Source organism: Rhizobium chutanense (assembly GCF_002531935.1).
GTDB lineage: Bacteria > Pseudomonadota > Alphaproteobacteria > Rhizobiales > Rhizobiaceae > Rhizobium > Rhizobium chutanense.
In genome coordinates, this window is sequence record NZ_NWSV01000005.1 from 347,896 (window position 1) to 364,654 (window position 16,759).

The window sequence follows — 16,759 nt, forward strand, 5'->3', positions numbered from 1 at the left end:
GGTCGCTGCTTGACGCCCCATAAACGCGACTTCACACTCGCTGTGTTGAAGGTGAGTGGGAATAGACTGTACCGTTTCACGTCCGTTGCCCACTCAGGAAACGGTCGTCGGCGCCGGGCCGATCTGGTCAGCACTCCGGCCGGCTGGCCGCAGACAGGATCGTGGCAATTGAGGCCAAACTCGCAGCCGCTCTTGTTTTGCTTGTGAGGGAACGCCGTGGATAAAATGTCGTCAGCAACCGATCCTCCTCGCGACAGCCGATTTCGGCACTGGACGTTGCCATTGCGGAGCAACCGCCGCCGGCTGCTTTTGCTTTTGATATCCGTTTTGCTTCTTGCCGCTACCGCTGTTTTTTTCCGTGAAATCCGCCAGCCCGAAACTCCGATTGGTCGCTTTGAACATCGGGCTCTCGACAAGGCTGCCCGATCACCACCCATAGCCGTCCGCCCCGATATGGCGGCTCCTCCGTCTCTTGCGCCGATGCCTGGATCGCTGCGGCTGATCGAGATCCCGAAGCTGGAGCTGGCAAGTCAGTTTCTGCGGATGTGGCGCATGTCGGGGTCGAATATTTGCAGCGCTCTTCGAGAGGCGGGCATCGAGATGAGCGAATGGAAGGCCGCATCGATGCGCAACCGCAGCTATGAATGTTATTTTCAGCGCATCTACGAACGGGACGAGATCCGTCCCCTCAGTTCGACCTTCGTCAAGGTTCGTGGAAATGAAACGGGCGATATTCTTGAGATCCGCGCCAAGATCATCGGGCCGAAGACAGATGCTGAGGGACGTCTCGACCCGGCCGTCCTGCGCATTTTCGAGATCATTGTGAAGCAGGCGTGCTGGCGCGATTTCGAGGATACGCTTGCGTCGATCCAAAACCTCCGCGATGTCGAATCCGAACGTTTCGGCGCCTATCTGAGCTTCACGCGCGAAGCCGGCAGCGAAAATAACTTCAATTTTGCTCTTGGCCTCAAAGCGACCTCAGATCCGCAAATGAGGACCAGGACGTATTTTTCGACAGACCGCTGGCTGGCGGCAGCCAATCCGCCAATGGTCCCACGAACTTCAGATCAACCGATCGCGCGCAATGACGGCGCAGGTAGCAGTCACGATCCGAGATCAAGCTTGGCCTGTGGCTGAACTGGCATCGCAGCGCTGCGACAGACCGGCGAGACAGCCGCCCGTTTTCGATCTCCCTGTTCCGGGAACGCTCATCACCATTCTGTGGTCCGTCATTGCGACCGATCAAAATGTTGTGGCCACCCCTCGCCAACCATTCGAGATCGCAGAGCTCCTTTTGAGGCATGTCAATGCGCAATTCCCGGCAAGCTTCAAAATGCCGGCATCGGGTCCCGATCCTCATTCGGAGTCAATCATGAAACGGCATATCTTTCTTCCGCTCCTCACCTATCCTGATGCGACTTCCGAATTCATGATCTCCAATGCCGTCGCACTTGCGCACCACATGCAGGCGACACTCACCGTCTGTACAGTGGAGATCACCATTCCCAATGTCTCCAATGCACTGTCGTCGCTGATCATCGATACGGCGAAGATGGCGCGCGATGCGCAGGCGCTGAGCCGCAAGCAGGCCTCGGCACTGACCCGGCTGGCGGTCGACGAGGCAAAGGCGGCTTCTGTCGATGCGCGCACGCGACAGATCAAGGTCGAAGAGCCTTTCGTCGTCGAAGCGCTCGCGCAAGCGGCGCGCGCCTACGACCTCGTGCTTTTGGAATCTGCCGGGATCTCGCGTCCGGTCGTCGAGGCGGTGCTGTTCGGGTCCGGCCGGCCGCTCATCCTTTATCCCTCGGCGCCCTTCGGCGGCCGGATAGATCGTGTCGCCATCGCCTGGGATGGCAGCCGCGCAGCCGCTCGGGCAGCCCATGACGCCTCCATTTTCCTGGAGAAGGCGTCCAAGGTCTGCGTACTTTCCGTCATCGACGAGAAGCCGATGGCATATGAGACGGGCGACGATCTTGTCGAGAACCTGCTGAAGAGCGGGGTACCGGCAGAGACGACACGGGTGCGCGCGCGTGGCGAACCGATCGGCGAGGTGCTACAAAGCAAAGCCTTCGAAGTGCGAGCCGACCTTTTGGTGATGGGCGGCTTCGGCCATTCTCGCCTGCGCGAATTCGTGCTCGGCGGCGCCACCCAATCAATACTGACCGGCATCACCCTGCCTGTCCTGTTGTCACATTGAGAGCCTGCGGGCGATGTTCAAATCGGCTTCGGAGCGACAAGCTCTGGCGGCATGACCGGATTAGACGAGTCCGCGAGGCCAAAGCCGTGTAGGGAAGATACCGCCGTAGCCGCGGCAAGTCTTCAAGCCTCCGTGGCGCCAGTGGCGGTCGTCGCGTCATTGATAAACGCCCCACCTGGCGCTTCTGAAGCAGCCCGCGCATCGCGGATCATGGCATATTTGACCTGCGTCACCCTCAGATCGCGGTACCAGTCGATAAGTTCTCCCCACGGATCCCTGATCTTGGAGAGCCCGGAAATGAAGGCGACGACGGTTCCGATCTCCGTCCTGCCGGTGACGACATAATAGCTGCCGAGCGCGAAGATGCCGGCATAACCGAGCTGCGTCATCAGGTTCATCATGAAATTCATCGTGAACTTGATCTTGTAGATGCTCATGTTCAGCGAAAAGAGCCTCTCCACCCGGGCGCCCTGGGCATCGAGCGCATCATTCGTCGCCACATGCTGGACCATGCTTTGGCTGACATGGCGCATGACGGTGATCTTGGTTTCGACCCGGCGGTTGATCGCCGTTTGCATCAGCGGCACGAAGCCGATCTGCGGAAGAAAGACGACGGCGACGGCAAGCGCCATCAGGGGCTGCAGGAAGATCATATAGCCGCCGACCGCGATAAGGATGCCGGCCTGCAGCAGCGGCTCCGAGATGCTGGTGCCGACGAAACCGCCGACCGGTTCGGCCTCGGCAATGATGATCGAGAGCTGCACGCCTTCGGCAACGGCATCGATGGGAGCCTCGCTCGAGGGTTCCGAGGCGGCAAGCGCCGACTTGCGCAGCCAGCGGACCGCGACCTCGCCAACCCAGCCACGGTAGATGTTCAACAGCAATTTGGTCAGCCCTTCCAGGAGGACAAGGCCGAGATAAGCAAGCACGAGGATCAGGATGGTCTGGTAGGGAGCTGCGTCTGTGGCGGCGTTGATGATGCGCCTCTGGACTTCCAGCGGTGCAGTGCCGGCGAGAAAGAGAACAACAGAAAGAGCCGCGATCGCGATCTGGTGATGGCGACCCATGAGGAACACGAAACCGAACAGACTTTTCGGCATTTCAGCGTCCCGGCCTCGTATTTGCGCTTCGAAGATATTCGGCAGCGCCTCGGCTCTGCAGCCACGGCGACGTCACCGAACCAGAACGGCCGGCGCCATTGCGAATGACGGGCGCGGGATGTTCCATGATGTGTCTCCCTGAAGTTTCAAGTCTGCCTGGCCTCGGCGGCCGGCGGCGGAAGCGCTATGCCGTAGTAGGGATCGACCCAGACGAGGAGATCCCTGACCGACGTGACGCCCGGCACATTCTCGGCCGCGATTTTTGCGGCAAGACGCTCGCGTTCATCGAAGATCGTGCCGGTCAGTTCGGCAACGCCGTTGGCGACATGGCAGTGGATGAAGCCATTGCGGCTCCAGCTCTGCCTTGCCAGTTCGGCCTCGATCGCCGCCTGGGCCTCTGCGTCCCCGGCGGAAGCCGAAATGGGCGGCAGGGCCTGCGAGAGTGCCCGCAACAAGTCGGAGCGGGCGAGGATGCCGACGAGCCTGCCATCGGCCACGACGGGAAGGCGCTTGATATCCCGGCGCTCCATCAATCCGACCGCCTCGGAAATGGCGGCTGTCGGCGCAATTGCGCTGACCGGCGAGGTCATCACCTCCTCGACCCGTCGCCCATGGGTACGAACATAGTCGTCGGCGATCTTTCCGGGGCTGGCCAGCCACTCGAGCAGCCATGAGCGTTTACGCTCGGTGTTCAATTCGCTGCGGCGCAGGAAATCGCCTTCGCTGACGATGCCGACGAGCGTTCCGTTGGCGTCGACGACCGGCAGACCGCTGATCCTGTTGTCGAGCATCAGTTTGGCGGCTTCCGCGACGGAAGAGGACGCCGTTACGGTGATCGCCGGCGAAGTCATGATGGTTTCAACGCGCATTTTCGACTCCATGACGAAGTGGGTTTCGCATCACGTCTATGAACGCGGTGCACCGAAATCTTTGAATGGGCGGGCCATTACCTGAGCCGCGAAACCAAGGTAGCGCGATGCAGGCAGACCGCTTTGATCGGCGTCAAATATGACCTTGTGATCGGTGCCGTTGCGGAATGACCGCTCCGCTCTCCGCGCAATGCTGGTGCTGCGGACCGATCTCGCACTCCGAATGCGCTCGCCGGCCTCGCTTTCCAGCCTCTTCTTGATTTTCCTCAAACGATGTCCTCCGCAGCAGGAGCATTCTCAAGGCTCGACGGGTGCTTGGCGCCGGCGTAATTTTTGAGCGCATGCGCTGAAGATGGCTTACTGGCGCGTTCGGCGCTTCGGTCTCGGGTAGGAGAACCCACATGCTGATACGGGGTTGGCGTGGCGCAAAGACATGGATGCTGCCCTTGGTCGCATTGGCATTGGTCGTCGGTGGGCTCGCCAGATTTGCGGGGCAACCGCATGTTGCCACGCAATTATGGACGACGGGAACGGCGGTTGTCCTGGCTGCCCTCCTGATCGATGTAGGGATCAGCCTTCGCAAGAAAGAATTCGGCCTCGATCTCATCGCGGCGCTGGCGATGGGCGGCGCCATTATTTTCGGCGAGTATCTTGCCGGAATTATTGTTGCACTCATGTTTACCAGCGGGCAGTTCCTGGAGAACTTTGCCCAAAACCGGGCGGGCCGGGAGATGACGGCGCTGCTCGGCAAAGTGCCGAACAGCGCAGCCCGTTATGAATGCGGCCGCATCCAGGACGTCGCCTTGTCCGCCATCGTGCCCGGCGATCGCATTCTTGTGCGCCGCGGCGAAGTTGTTCCCGTCGATGGCATCGTTGCCGGGAATGCCGCCGTGCTCGATGAATCCGCGCTGACAGGCGAGGCACTGCCGATCCGGCGAAAATCCGGGCAGGCGGTGATGAGCGGCTCAACGAATGCCGGCGATGCTTTTGACATGCAGGCGACGAGTGCCGCGGCGGGCAGCACCTACGCCGGGGTCATCCGGCTGGTCAAGGCGGCCCAGGAGAACAAAGCGCCGATGGTGCGGCTGGCCGCCCGGTTCGGCATGGTATTCCTGGCTTTGACCTTGGCGATCGCTATATCCGCCTGGGCGTTCACCGGAGATGCGACACGGGCCCTGGCCGTCATTGTCGTGGCGACCCCCTGTCCGCTGATACTGGCCGTGCCGGTCGCCATCGTGTCCGGCATCTCCCGCTGCGCGAAGAAAGGCATCCTGGTGAAGGATGGAGGCGCTCTTGAAGCGCTTGCAGCCGCAAGGACCGCTCTCCTCGATAAGACCGGAACCTTGACCGACGGCCGTGCGCGGCTGATTGAGATAAAGGCGCGCGGTGATCTCGACGCACTCGAGGTCCTCAGACTGGCGGCATCGCTGGATCAGAGCTCTCCCCATGTGGTGGCGCAGGCTCTCGTGACCGCGGCCCGCGAGCGAGGGCTCTTGCTCGACACGCCCTCGGATGTGCGCGAAGCTCCCGGCTCCGGGTTGACGGGTCGCGTCGGCGGGCATGACGTTCTGGCCGGCGGATGGAACTTCGCGAGCGCGAGGCTTCAAGACTCGGACTTTCGCGAAGAAATCCAAAGCTGGATACGGCGCGACGGAACGGTCGCGGTCATTGTCGCAATCGATGGCGCACTGGCCGGCGCCATCCTCCTCGCGGACCAAATTCGTCCCGAAGCCGGTTATGTGTTGCGGCATCTGCGGGACGCCGGCATCGCGCGCATTGTCCTTGCGACAGGCGACCGCGCCGACCTCGCTGAAGAGGTCGCCGCCTTTGTCGGGGTCGATGAGGTCATCAGCGAAATGAAGCCCGAGGGCAAGACGATCGCCGTACAAAAGGAGCAAGCAAGAAGCCGTCCAGTCCTGATGATCGGTGACGGCGTCAACGACGCGCCGGCGCTTGCAGCCGCCGATGTCGGCATTGCCATGGGTGCGCGGGGGGCCGCTGCCTCATCCGAAGCAGCGGATGTCGTGATCCTGGTCGACCGGCTGGACCGGCTGGTCGACGCCATCCACGTCGCGCGACGTTCGCGCAGGATTGCGCTGCAGAGCGTCTATGCCGGCATGGCCCTCTCAATGGCAGGTATGGTCGCGGCCGCACTTGGTCATCTGACACCGGTGGAAGGAGCGCTTTTTCAGGAGGCGATCGACGTCGTCGTCATCATGAATGCGCTCCGCGCCCTCGGTCCGCCTCTGTCGTTAGGCACCGCATCCGCTCGACTGAGCAACGAAGATCTGCTGCAACTGGAGGCTGAACATGCAGCTCTGGCCGATGTGGTCGACGACATCCGCATCACGGCGGATCGCATACAACGCCTCCCCAGGGAGCAGACAAAAGACGAACTCGAAAAGCTGGATCGCGAACTCCGTGAGCGCCTGCTTCCACACGAAAAACAGGATGAGAAGGTTTATGCGCGCCTGCGCCGACACAGTGCAGCACCCGACGTTCTGGCCGGCATGAGCCGGACTCACATGGAGATCCAACGGCAAATCCACAACCTCAGCGATGTGTGCAAAGCGTTTGCCGGCGAGGTGCCGACAGATACGCAGCTTTATGAGGTCCAGCGACTGCTGCACGGCCTGGAGGCCATAACACGCCTTCATTTTGCGCAGGAAGAAGAAATCTACCGCTCGCTGGAAGCCGGCTGAGCAATCTCGCCGCAGTCGATACAGAGGCGCCAATCTCGAAGACGCCGATCTTCGAGCTTGAGGATCCGGCATTGAAGGTAACTGCACTTCTGCTCGTTGGACCTCCCGCAGATCTTCGCTACTCCGCCTGCCTCTCGTTTTCCGCCTTTTGCAAGGCCGCCTTCAACAATTGAAGCGCGAATTCCTTCGCGGATCTTTCGTCATCCGCACATAGCTTCAAAGGGGCGCATTTTTCCTTCAGGTTTCGAAGGAGCTTCCGGCGAAGTCCGGAGACAAGATGCGAGTCCCGCTTGGCGAGAAGCTCCTGCAAGCAGGTGGCGGCAACCACTTCGAACATCAGAAGCCTACCCTCGACCTCGCCTTGTGAAGGAATAGGGAACCGTTCGCCGCCTCGTCTGAAGTCTCGTTCCGTCGACAACATCTATGACCTCCCATCTTCGTTCTGGCCGGTTCCAGCGTCCCGCGCACCGTTCAAGCCTGCGCAGAATGACGGCGCGGCTCTTGCGGTCGGCTACATCCTTCAACCGGTCGGCCAGGTTGAGGGCGACACTCTGACAGGCATCATGCCAGTCCCGCTGTCCGATCTCATCCGGCTACGGCCGGGGCCGGGGCCGGGGCCGGGATGGGATGTCCTTGACTGCTCCTGTCTGTCGATAGACAGGCTATACCGCCAAAATCGACATCGCTTTGACGAAGGTCAAGGAACGCGCCGCCAGGCTGGTTATCCTTCTGACACCAATCAGAGAGGTATATCGACATGACAATCAGGACAGTATTAAGCATCCTCGGCGTCAACCAGTTCGAGGAAGATCTGAAAACCGCAATCGACTTTTGCGGCGCTCAGGCTGCGCATCTGAATGCGCTCGTCATCGCGCTGGGAGCGTCTCCGATCATCGGGGACTATAATGCCATCTCGCCCGTCTGGATCGAGGAGCGCCAGCGCGAGATCGACGCGCTTTCCCACAAGACCGAAGAGATCAAGGAAATTCTCGGCCGAAGCGATATCTCCTACGAGGTTCAGGACGTCTATACCGAATTCGCGTTGGCAGACGAGGATATCGCCGAAAGGGCTCTCTATGCCGATGTCGTCCTGATCGGACGGCAGGCGGCCCGCGACGAAGAGCTTCGCAAACGCATCATCGACGGTGCTCTCTTCCGAACGCCCACTCCGATCCTCATCAATCGCGGAACGCGGGCAATGAATTCATCGTCGAGATCGGTTCTTCTCGCATGGGATTCGAGCGATGAAGCTTCCCGCGCCGCTCGCCAGTCGCTTGACCTGCTGAGGCAGGCCGACACCGTCTACGTCACGATGGTGGATCCGGTGGCAAGGGCAGGCGTGAACGGGGAAGAACCGGGCGCCGACATTGCCGCCTATCTCGCGCGTCACGGCGTCAAGGTTCAGGTGGACCGCGTCGCCAGCGGCGGACAGCCGGCAGACGAGGTCCTGCGGCAGCACGCGGTCGACGTCTCCGCCGATCTCATCGTCATGGGCGCGTACAATCATCCCCGCTGGCAGCAAACGATCTTTGGCGGGGTGACCCGCAGCATGATCGAAGAAAGCAAGATGCCGATCTTCATGGCCCATTGAAATTGCTGGGCCGGTCGGTTCGACATGTTCGGCTGCGGGCACGCAGGCTGCAGGGATCGGCCTTCTCCAGAGCGGCGTGCTTGGATTTTGTCCTTATGCATGTCGTCCAAAAGCCTGTGCAATTGGATGACATGCATCACCAATCCTATTCTCGCGGGATCGGACGACCTGTTTGGCATCTGCCGCCGTGACGAAGGCACCAGGGCAACGACCGCTGCTGAACGGCGGCCGCTGGAAATTGATCTCGAGTGTGGCGCCAAACAGCGCGCGCTGCATCATCTGCAGTTTTGCGTTCTCTGCATCTCCCACTCCAGCCTTTTAGTCACTTCTGAAAACAACGCGGCCCGACAAAGCGTGAACAAAAATTCCGAAGAATACGTGCGGAGACTCGGCCAGGACCGGAAGCTCTTTCGGCTTGAGCGAGCCAACTTCCCACCAATCCGAGTGCTTCTGCAACAGCTCCCATGCGTGCAGACGTTCGCTCCTGCCGACATCGGTATCGGGAAACTCTTCGAACTTTCCCTCGACAATGACGCTCGCCCAGCCGCCGCCCACCCGCTGATCCACTTGCAGGCAGACCTTATCGTTTTCTCGCATCCATTCCAGCTTGCGGCCAGGCATCGAAAAACAATAGGCCACGCCATTTTCGTATGAAAAATAGATCGGCACGACATATGGCTGGCTGTCTTTGCAGCAGGCCAGGTGCCCAAAACGAGCCTCTTCCAGGGCAGAACGGCACTCGGCCTGCGTGTATTCGCGTAATCCCAATGACATGACGCGCTCCTTTCGCTCATGTTTGCGATGTCATGATAGGCCGATGCCCGTTTCACGCATTGATGAATCGCAATACTGAAAACCATATTGGGGCGAGAGCCGTTGCCCGCGCGCGCCCCTTTCATCGAGCGTGTCACAATCCGGTGATTTCGGTTGCGGACGACACGTTTGTCAGTGAATGGGCGTGGCCCCGCCATCGGGGCACGCGACCCGGCAGGGTCGTTCACGCGATCTCTGCGGGCAGTCTGCCGCTGTCGGTCGCTAGATCGACAGGTGAGCACAGGCGACGCAAAGAGGTGTGTAGGGAAGGGCATCCAGCCTTTTTGTCTCGATTGGCCGGAGACACCTGACACAACGACCGAACGTTTCGTGTTTAAGCCGCTCGAGAGCAGCGTCGATCGATGCGATCTGCTCGCTCGCTTCCCGTCTCATTTCCGTCAGCACCTGATCGTTCTCGACCTGCGTGATACGATCCTGGCTATCTGGATCCAGCGCGGCACCGAGATCGGCGTCAATCGCCGACAGCCGGCGTTGCAGGTCCGTCTTCAAGGCTTTCAGTTTATTTTCCATCACTTCGTTCGTCATTGACATCCTCCTTGGCCGCCGTTTGCCGGCCCCTCCACCAACCGACAGCCGGTCGTCGAGTATGCGAATAGGCTTGGTACGGTCCGTCAGAGGCACGACGCCGCTGTCTGCGGCAGATGTGGGCGGCATCGGCGCTCGACTTCAATTGCAGCGCATCGAGATGTACCTTCGAAGCTCAGTATCGCTCACGACGAACCTCCTTCAGGTCAGACATCATGATGGTGGCGTCTCGAGCGACTATCGTTGATCTCCGTCAAGCTTCGCTGAAATCTCCTTGGATCAAAGCGGGTACCGCCTGGAGAAAAGCCCTAATAGCGCTATGGACATGACGTGACTCAGGAGACGTCGCCTTCCGGCAGTACTCCGATGCCGTGATAAACCCGGAGTGGCGGGCGCAATCCCGAAGAGAACCCGTTCTCTCGGAGAAACTCTGCCTGACCAGCTCCTCGTCGCGGAGGAAATGGCTGGTCTGGACACGGCGCCATCTTTTGAGAACGTCAGTCGAGCCTGGCGGTGAAGACGTAACCGACGCCACGCACGGCCTTGATGAATTGCGGCTTCTTCGGATCGGTTTCGATCTTGCGGCGCAGGCGGACGATCTGGGCGTCGATCGTCCGGTCGAAGGCTTCGAGATTTCGTCCCCGAGTGAGATCCATCAGCACATCGCGCGTGAGGACCCGGCCGGCATGCCGCACGAAGGTCGCAAGCATATCGAATTCGCCGGTCGTCAGCTCGACCTCCGCGCCGTCGGGGTCGAGCAACTGACGACGGCTGAGATTGAGCTTCCAATCCTCGAAGCCGATGATCTCCTCGCTCGCGGCTTCTGCATTGCGCGGCGAAGATTGCCGGCGGCGCAGGATCGACTTCAGACGGGCATGGACTTCCCGGAGATGGAAAGGCTTGGCGATGTAGTCGTCGGCGCCGACCTCCAGGCCGACAATCCGGTCGACGACATCGTCCCGGCCGGTCAGCATCATGATCGGGACATCCGAGGTGGCCCGAATTTCACGGGCAAGATCGAGACCATCAGTGCCGCCGGGAAGGACGAGATCGAGGAGGATGGCATCGAAGGTCTGCTGGCGCAGGCGTACCCGCATCTCGGTCCCGTCGGCGGCGGCGGAGACTGAGTAGCCCTCGCCCTCGAAATAGCGCGTCAACATCTGGCGAATGCGCGGGTCGTCGTCAACGACGAGAAGATGCGCGTCATTCTGAGCTGTTGCCATCGTCCATCCGTCAAGCCGTTGCTCGTTACAGATCGTGTCCAATGGCATCGTCTTTAACACGCTCGCTGTCCCGATGTCACCAGCAGCCGGTCGGTTGTTCTCATCGGTAGGGGGAGGGAACGATGCCGAAGGGCGAGCGGCTTTTCATCCTCTACTGCTTTGATTCAGATCCCGATTCAGAATCCGGTCTCAAACCAGCAGAAGACGGGGTGCTGCCGGCGCTTCGGCCGCCAAGCCGGATGACTCCCAGGCATGGCACCACCTGCGGACGTCGTTTGCGGTGATCAGAATCGTATCCCCGTCCATCCCTTCCGATGCGAGGCAGCTTGCCGCAATTTCACAGAACGTGTCGATGTGCTGAAGAAGGCGCACTTCGGTGGCGCGAGGAGGCGAGGCGATAGACAGCAATGCGCGTCGCGAGACGACAACAGTCTTTTTGTCGGCGCCGAAACGCACCTCGATGCGCCCGGACTTGTCCCTCGCGTTCAGGCTTGCTGTAATGATATCGTACGGCATTCTATTGCTCCGCTCGTAGGCTGGTCGCGGTTGCTTCCAGATTTTCTCCAACGTTACGACGCCAGCGCAAAGACACTTTGACCTCGATCAATGCGATGCCGGTATATCCGCGTGGCCACGGCGGCGCGTGCCGGTCATTGTCTCGCGGCAGGGCGGCAGCGCGTTGGTCAGGCAAAGATGGCGACGGGATCGGCACCGAACATCGCGCTATGACCTCGTGCGAGCAGGAGCCACGCTGTCACGCTCGCGGTCATGAGGACCGCGAGCAGAATTGGCATGTCGATCATCGGCTGCTCTCCCTTGAAATAGGCAGCGAGCGGCCAGATCGACCTATGTTCCGCCAGATCAGCCCAGGAGTTGCCAAGGCGCCGCTTCGCTCTTTTTTCGATCATCGGAATTGCCGCCAATGCAAATCCGGCAAACCCTCCGAACAGCAATAGGGAGCGCAGATCGCCGTTTGCAGCGATATGGCCGCCTGCCCAGACGGCAAATCCCCAAAGAACGGGGTGTCTGGTGATTCTGGTGACGGAACCGAGTGTGGGCGACGCGTTCAGCGTGATCGAAAGAGGATTGGTGCTTAAAAGTCCGGCGATGACGAGGAAGATGCCCAGGGGCGCGAGTGCGAACGTGACCGCGGCATGCCACGGCCGCAGCTCCCACAGGGGCATGTAATCCATTGCGAGCGCCGAGGAGAAAACCCAGATCAGCGCCAGAATGGAAATGACCGAATAGCTGCCGAAATAAATCGGCCGACCGACGCGGTGAATGATCCCGGAGCGAATGACCGGTACGGCCGGGATGGAGTGAAGCGCTACGAAAAGCGCGAAGGCGGCAAGGAACTCGGTCAAGTTCATTCTCCTGGTTTTGCAGGCAATTCCCGATCGGCATCAATCCCGTATGCCGTCGGCGAGATTGAGGAGCTTTTGGGGATCGGTCACCGTCAGCTTCTGGCGGCCACCCTTCACCATTCCCTTCGCCTCCCATGCACTGAGAATTCTCGAGACGGTGTGCAGCGTCGTTCCGGTCATTTCGGCGATATCCTGGCGCGATATCGGGAAATCGATGCGGATGCCCGTTTCAACCGGCCGGCCAGCCTGTTTGGAAAGCCTGAGGACGGCGTGGGCCACTCGCTTTTCCACTTCCTCTGTCGACATTTCACGGATGCGCGTGTGCGCTTCCTCCAATCTTTGGCCGATCGTCTGCATCGCGGTCACGGCAAGGCGCGGGTTCTGTTCGACGAACCGCGGCCACATGTCCGTCGGCCAGGCGATGACGAGGCTCTCAGCCGCCGCGACGGCCGTTCCCGGGTAATCCTCCCGGCGGAGCGCCATTGCAAAGCCGAACAGGTCGCCGGGATGAACCATCCGAACGATGATCTGCTGTCCGTCCTGCGTCACTTGCGTCACCTTGAGACGTCCGTGCAGGAGCAGGAAGAACGACTTTGCCCGAGCGCCCTGCTCGAAAACCGCGTCTCCCGGCGCGATGCGGCGCGGCAACGCGTGCTGCAGCATCGAATCGAGATCCGCATCGGTCATGCGCTCGAAGAGCGGCAATGATTTCAAAATCGTCCGGTCAATTTTCATCGTCATCCTGCTCTGCCCCGGGCATTCGTCGCCGGTCCGAACATTTCCGCCATTGCTCTTTGCGCGAAGTCTTTCACGCTTTCCAGAAAGCCCGGCCTGCGAATGAGGCGGAAGCCGAGATTGTCGGGCGGGCTTCCGACCGAGCATCCGCCGCCCTTGGGATTTCGCACGAAACTGCTCATCGGGGCGCGGTGTTTGCCTGCGGCTATCATGATGCCGCAATTCCTGGGGTCCGGCTCTGCCGCGGGATCGTTTCTATCGAGATCGACCCGTTTGTTGCAGGTCGAGGTCCACTCCCAGACGTTGCCGGCGAAATCGACCAGTCCGGTTTGACTGATTCCGAACGAGCCCTGCGGCTGCGGCCGTGGGTCGATCGCCGCCGCCCTGCGGGCTTCGCGCTCGTAGTCCGCAAGCCAGCGGTTTGCCGGGTTCTTGTCGTTGGGGTCGATGCCGAGAGCATCGTCGGGAAAACGATCGGCCGCGGCATAGGCCAGCTCGAAATCGCTCGGCAGCCGCCATTCGGCGCCAGTGCGTTCCGAAAGCCAGGCCGCGTAGCGGACCGCATCGTCATAGCTCACGCCGGTTGCGGGGATTTTCTCCTGGGACGGCGTCTCGTATCGCTGTTCGGCCGGCTCGCAACGGGCATCGGCCACGCAGCGGTTATAGTCGCGAAGCGTGGTCTGATATTTCATGATTTCGAGCGTCGTGGTCACTTCCCTATCCAGCTTGGGCGCATCGACGGCCAGGCCGTTGCGGAAATATTCGGTGGCGTCGCGGTAGGCGAAGCCATGCGGCGCGATCACGACGGTCTGCGGCGCGGCAACCGTCCTGTCGGGGCCCGCCGTCACGAGCAATCCCGATTGCACTGCGACAGCGACCGAAAGTGCCACGAGCAGCGCAAGGGGAATTGCAATCGATATGCCTGAAACTGGTTCGATGGCTGCAATGCGGGCCATGGTTTTTCGCAGATAGCGCCCCCAAAATGAGATGGGTGCGCGGGCCACCCCTGGCCCGCGCACCGCCCCCTCCGCCAGGTCAGCTTGCCGACGGTGCCCTGACCGAGGTCATGAGATCGTCATCCCATTCGCCGGTCACCTTAAAGTGGGCCGCTGCCCCCAGCTCGAAGGCCTCGATAAGGTTGTGGTTCACGTAGGCATAGATGCCTGGCTGAGCGAAGGTATAAAGGGCGGCACCTGCCGTGCCGCCGGGGATGAACCAGGTTTCCTGGTCGGTGTCGGGCGGGTTGAGGAATTTGCCGGTTGCCCAGACATATTCGCCATGTCCGCCGATCAGATGCGGCCGGGTGTCCCGGTTGGCCTGGGAATGAACGATCAGCACGGTTTCGCCGACCTTGGCCGTCATCGCATTGTCGCCGGTCAGGGCTCCGACCGCGCCGTTGAAGACGATGTGGGTGGGCGTCAGCGTTTTCATCACGGCCACCGTATCCTCATACGCCTCTCCGGGGCTGTCATAGGTCTTGAACTTGCCGGTTTCGTCGCGCGGCACGTAGAAATCCTGCTCGCCGACGTAATAGACCTTGTCGTAGACGAGCGGCTTGCCCTTGCCGTCCTTCAGACCTTCGCGCGGCAGCACCATGATCGCACCGTTCATGCCCGATGTGACGTGCCACGGAACCATGCCGGGAGGGGCGCAGTGATAGACGAAGACGCCGGCCTTGGTCGCCTTGAAGCGAAGAACGGTGCTCTCGCCCGGGTTGACGACCGTCAGCGCCCCGCCGCCCAGCCCGCCGGTGGCGGCATGGAAGTCGATGTTGTGCTGCATCGCATTGGTGTCGGGGTTTACCAGCGTGAGCTCGACATAGTCGTCCTGATGGACCACCATCAAGGGACCGGGAACCGATCCGTCGAAGGTCATGGCGTTGATCTCGGTGCCATCCTTGTCCAGGATCATCTTCTTTTCCTGGATGGTAAGCGTGAATTCCTTGATCTTCGGCCCGTCCGCGGTCTTCTGCTCGTGCGCATGAACGAAGGGCGGCTTGACGAGCTCGACCTTCTCGCGGGGAAGCTTCGATATGTCGACCTTGCTCGGCTTGACGGTCTTCAGCGCTTCCGCTGCGGCGACCTCTTCATCGGCATGGGCCACCGTGTTGGATACGATGATTGGCGTCAGCGCTCCGGCAACAGCAGCACCCGTCAGCATCGTGCGCCGGGTCATTTGCAGAGTATTCGTCATTGCTAATCTCCTGTAGTCGAAGACCGGGCGGACGCCGCCCTGTCGAAGGGGAGAGTAGAACAAAGCCGACGGAAATCTTTGACGTGGCGCAAACTGGCTGTTTGTGCCGGCGCAAAGTTCGAAAGATCTTCTTTGCGTAATCTCAACGACTGCCATCTTCCATCCGGGCATTTCTGCATGATCAAAATGGAGATCTTGACCATGCAGACTATAAAGGACGTGGAGACCAGGGCGCCGCGGGGAATGAGCCGTTCCGGCATGGTCTTGTTCTCCTACGGCTTTCGGCCTTTCTTTCTGGCCGCGGCATTGTGGGCGATCGTCAGCATCGGCCTCTGGACGGCGTTCCTGAACGACGGCGTCGCCGTGGCAAGCGACTACGGCACGCTCTACTGGCATGCGCACGAGATGCTCTTCGGTTTCGCGCCGGCTGTCCTGGCAGGCTTCCTCCTGACCGCAATCCCGAACTGGACCGGCCGCCTTCCCATCTCGGGGCGCCCGCTGGCAGCACTCTTTGCGGTATGGTGCATCGGCCGGTTCGCCATGTTGTTCAGCGGCAGCATTGGTTTGACGGCCGCCGCCGCGATCGACAGCCTCTTTCTCCCGCTCATGCTCGCCCTATCGGCACGAGAGGTGATTGCGGGAAGGAAATGGAAAGATCTGAAGGTCATCGCCGGGCTGGCGGTCCTGTCGGCGGCCAATCTCTTCTTTCATCTCGAGGTGATCGGAGACGGCAATCCGGCGCTTGCCATCCGTCTCGGCCTCGGCGCCTATGTCCTGCTCGTCACGATCGTCGGCGGGCGCATTCTGCCGAGCTTTACCAGGAACTGGATCAATCAGCGCGGCCGCACGGATTTTCCGGTCGCCTACAATCGTTTCGACGCGGCGGCGATCGTCGTCGGCGCCATTTCTCTCGCCGCCTGGGCGGTTGCGCCCGAAGCCGTCGCGACCGGTTTTTTTGCCGCCGTTGCGGCAATGATGAACGCAATACGGCTTTTCCGCTGGCGGGGATGGACGACCTGGCCGGAGCCCATCCTCTTCGTGCTTCACATTGCCTATGGTTTCGTACCGCTGGGATTTGCCGCCGTCGCCCTCGGGCCGATGGGGCTGCCCCAGGTCGCCGTTCTTCATCTCTTTGCGATCGGCGCCATGTCCATGATGATGCTGGCGGTCATGACCCGAGCAAGCCGAGGTCATACGGGCCGGAAATTGAAGTCGAGCCGGGTGACGAATGCATCCTACATCGTGCTTGCCGCCGTGGCCCTGCTTCGGCCCATGGCAGAGCTGACGCCCGCCTTCACGACCCAGATACTGATGGCGTCCGCTGTCGGCTGGACGGTTGCCTTCGGGTTGTTTGCGCTCGAACATGCGCCGTTCCTGTGCCGGGACCGCAAACCTCTGGCCGCGCGCAAGCCATGAGGAAGAGCGC

At 60.8% G+C, this 16,759-nt stretch carries 16 protein-coding genes; 5 read left to right on the top strand and 11 right to left on the bottom strand.

Features of this window, described 5'->3' with window-relative positions; all coding sequences use genetic code 11:
• The first annotated feature begins 216 nt into the window (after positions 1-216).
• Both CO666_RS11120 and CO666_RS11125 read left to right on the top strand, forming a co-directional pair.
• The gene (locus CO666_RS11120; protein ID WP_425352410.1) at positions 217-1,137 is read left to right on the top strand and encodes a DUF6030 family protein; all 921 of its coding nucleotides are present in this window, start codon (positions 217-219) and stop codon (positions 1,135-1,137) included.
• Positions 1,138-1,372: 235 nt separating this feature from the next.
• Entirely contained in the window at positions 1,373-2,197 is an 825-nt protein-coding gene (locus CO666_RS11125; protein ID WP_097612258.1) for a universal stress protein, read from the top strand.
• 122 nt (positions 2,198-2,319) lie between these two features.
• Here the strand turns inward: CO666_RS11125 and CO666_RS11130 are convergent, their stop codons facing one another.
• Together CO666_RS11130 and CO666_RS11135 are read right to left on the bottom strand one after the other, a co-directional pair.
• Entirely contained in the window at positions 2,320-3,297 is a 978-nt protein-coding gene (locus CO666_RS11130; protein ID WP_097612120.1) for an ABC transporter ATP-binding protein, read from the bottom strand.
• Positions 3,298-3,443: 146 nt separating this feature from the next.
• Complete coding sequence (locus CO666_RS11135; protein ID WP_097612261.1) at positions 3,444-4,166, bottom strand: CBS domain-containing protein; 723 nt, start codon at positions 4,164-4,166, stop codon at positions 3,444-3,446.
• Positions 4,167-4,567: 401 nt separating this feature from the next.
• Here CO666_RS11135 and CO666_RS11145 point away from each other — a divergent pair, with 401 nt between their 5' ends.
• Complete coding sequence (locus CO666_RS11145) at positions 4,568-6,868, top strand: heavy metal translocating P-type ATPase (protein WP_179869657.1); 2,301 nt, start codon at positions 4,568-4,570, stop codon at positions 6,866-6,868.
• 118 nt (positions 6,869-6,986) lie between these two features.
• Here CO666_RS11145 and CO666_RS11150 read toward each other — a convergent pair whose 3' ends face one another.
• Positions 6,987-7,289 (bottom strand): hypothetical protein, encoded by a 303-nt coding sequence (locus tag CO666_RS11150; protein ID WP_097612122.1) that lies wholly within the window; start codon positions 7,287-7,289, stop codon positions 6,987-6,989.
• Between the two features lie 336 nt (positions 7,290-7,625).
• Between CO666_RS11150 and CO666_RS11155 the strand changes: the two genes are divergently transcribed.
• A complete protein-coding gene (locus tag CO666_RS11155) occupies positions 7,626-8,459 on the top strand; it encodes a universal stress protein (RefSeq protein WP_097612123.1) in 834 nt (277 codons plus the stop codon).
• A gap of 318 nt (positions 8,460-8,777) precedes the next feature.
• Here the strand turns inward: CO666_RS11155 and CO666_RS11160 are convergent, their stop codons facing one another.
• The 8 genes from CO666_RS11160 to nirK all read right to left on the bottom strand — a co-directional run bounded on the left by CO666_RS11160 (position 8,778) and on the right by nirK (position 15,333).
• Positions 8,778-9,233 carry a pyridoxamine 5'-phosphate oxidase family protein gene (locus CO666_RS11160; RefSeq protein WP_097612124.1) on the bottom strand — a complete coding sequence of 152 codons (456 nt, stop codon included), beginning with the start codon at positions 9,231-9,233 and terminating at the stop codon, positions 8,778-8,780.
• A 261-nt stretch (positions 9,234-9,494) separates the two neighbouring features.
• The gene (locus CO666_RS11165; protein WP_097612125.1) at positions 9,495-9,818 is read right to left on the bottom strand and encodes a TraR/DksA family transcriptional regulator; all 324 of its coding nucleotides are present in this window, start codon (positions 9,816-9,818) and stop codon (positions 9,495-9,497) included.
• A 497-nt stretch (positions 9,819-10,315) separates the two neighbouring features.
• Positions 10,316-11,041, bottom strand: a complete 726-nt coding sequence (locus CO666_RS11170) for a response regulator (protein ID WP_097612126.1) — start codon at positions 11,039-11,041, stop codon at positions 10,316-10,318.
• Positions 11,042-11,230: 189 nt separating this feature from the next.
• Positions 11,231-11,557, bottom strand: a complete 327-nt coding sequence (locus tag CO666_RS11175) for a hypothetical protein (protein ID WP_097612127.1) — start codon at positions 11,555-11,557, stop codon at positions 11,231-11,233.
• A gap of 167 nt (positions 11,558-11,724) precedes the next feature.
• Positions 11,725-12,405, bottom strand: coding sequence for an NnrU family protein (locus CO666_RS11180; protein WP_179869658.1), 681 nt, complete (start codon positions 12,403-12,405; stop codon positions 11,725-11,727).
• Positions 12,406-12,444: 39 nt separating this feature from the next.
• A complete protein-coding gene (locus tag CO666_RS11185; RefSeq protein ID WP_097612265.1) occupies positions 12,445-13,140 on the bottom strand; it encodes a Crp/Fnr family transcriptional regulator in 696 nt (231 codons plus the stop codon).
• A 2-nt stretch (positions 13,141-13,142) separates the two neighbouring features.
• Positions 13,143-14,096 carry an SUMF1/EgtB/PvdO family nonheme iron enzyme gene (locus tag CO666_RS11190; protein ID WP_097612129.1) on the bottom strand — a complete coding sequence of 318 codons (954 nt, stop codon included), beginning with the start codon at positions 14,094-14,096 and terminating at the stop codon, positions 13,143-13,145.
• Between the two features lie 79 nt (positions 14,097-14,175).
• Positions 14,176-15,333 (bottom strand): copper-containing nitrite reductase, encoded by a 1,158-nt coding sequence (gene nirK / locus CO666_RS11195; protein WP_097612130.1) that lies wholly within the window; start codon positions 15,331-15,333, stop codon positions 14,176-14,178.
• Between the two features lie 201 nt (positions 15,334-15,534).
• Here nirK and CO666_RS11200 point away from each other — a divergent pair, with 201 nt between their 5' ends.
• On the top strand, positions 15,535-16,749 hold the full coding sequence (locus CO666_RS11200; RefSeq protein ID WP_097612267.1) for an NnrS family protein: 1,215 nt from the start codon (positions 15,535-15,537) through the stop codon (positions 16,747-16,749).
• Positions 16,750-16,759: the final 10 nt, after the last annotated feature.

Excerpts from the sequence above, each read along its gene's own strand:
- CO666_RS11125 (WP_097612258.1), top strand. The coding sequence starts at position 1,373 with ATGAAACGGCATATCTTTCTTCCGCTCCTCACCTATCCTGATGCGACT.
- CO666_RS11130 (WP_097612120.1), bottom strand. The coding sequence starts at position 3,297 with ATGCCGAAAAGTCTGTTCGGTTTCGTGTTCCTCATGGGTCGCCATCAC.
- CO666_RS11135 (WP_097612261.1), bottom strand. The coding sequence starts at position 4,166 with ATGCGCGTTGAAACCATCATGACTTCGCCGGCGATCACCGTAACGGCG.
- CO666_RS11145 (WP_179869657.1), top strand. The coding sequence starts at position 4,568 with ATGCTGATACGGGGTTGGCGTGGCGCAAAGACATGGATGCTGCCCTTG.
- CO666_RS11150 (WP_097612122.1), bottom strand. The coding sequence starts at position 7,289 with ATGTTGTCGACGGAACGAGACTTCAGACGAGGCGGCGAACGGTTCCCT.
- CO666_RS11155 (WP_097612123.1), top strand. The coding sequence starts at position 7,626 with ATGACAATCAGGACAGTATTAAGCATCCTCGGCGTCAACCAGTTCGAG.
- CO666_RS11160 (WP_097612124.1), bottom strand. The coding sequence starts at position 9,233 with ATGTCATTGGGATTACGCGAATACACGCAGGCCGAGTGCCGTTCTGCC.
- CO666_RS11165 (WP_097612125.1), bottom strand. The coding sequence starts at position 9,818 with ATGACGAACGAAGTGATGGAAAATAAACTGAAAGCCTTGAAGACGGAC.
- CO666_RS11170 (WP_097612126.1), bottom strand. The coding sequence starts at position 11,041 with ATGGCAACAGCTCAGAATGACGCGCATCTTCTCGTCGTTGACGACGAC.
- CO666_RS11175 (WP_097612127.1), bottom strand. The coding sequence starts at position 11,557 with ATGCCGTACGATATCATTACAGCAAGCCTGAACGCGAGGGACAAGTCC.
- CO666_RS11185 (WP_097612265.1), bottom strand. The coding sequence starts at position 13,140 with ATGAAAATTGACCGGACGATTTTGAAATCATTGCCGCTCTTCGAGCGC.
- CO666_RS11190 (WP_097612129.1), bottom strand. The coding sequence starts at position 14,096 with ATGGCCCGCATTGCAGCCATCGAACCAGTTTCAGGCATATCGATTGCA.
- nirK (WP_097612130.1), bottom strand. The coding sequence starts at position 15,333 with ATGACGAATACTCTGCAAATGACCCGGCGCACGATGCTGACGGGTGCT.
- CO666_RS11200 (WP_097612267.1), top strand. The coding sequence starts at position 15,535 with ATGCAGACTATAAAGGACGTGGAGACCAGGGCGCCGCGGGGAATGAGC.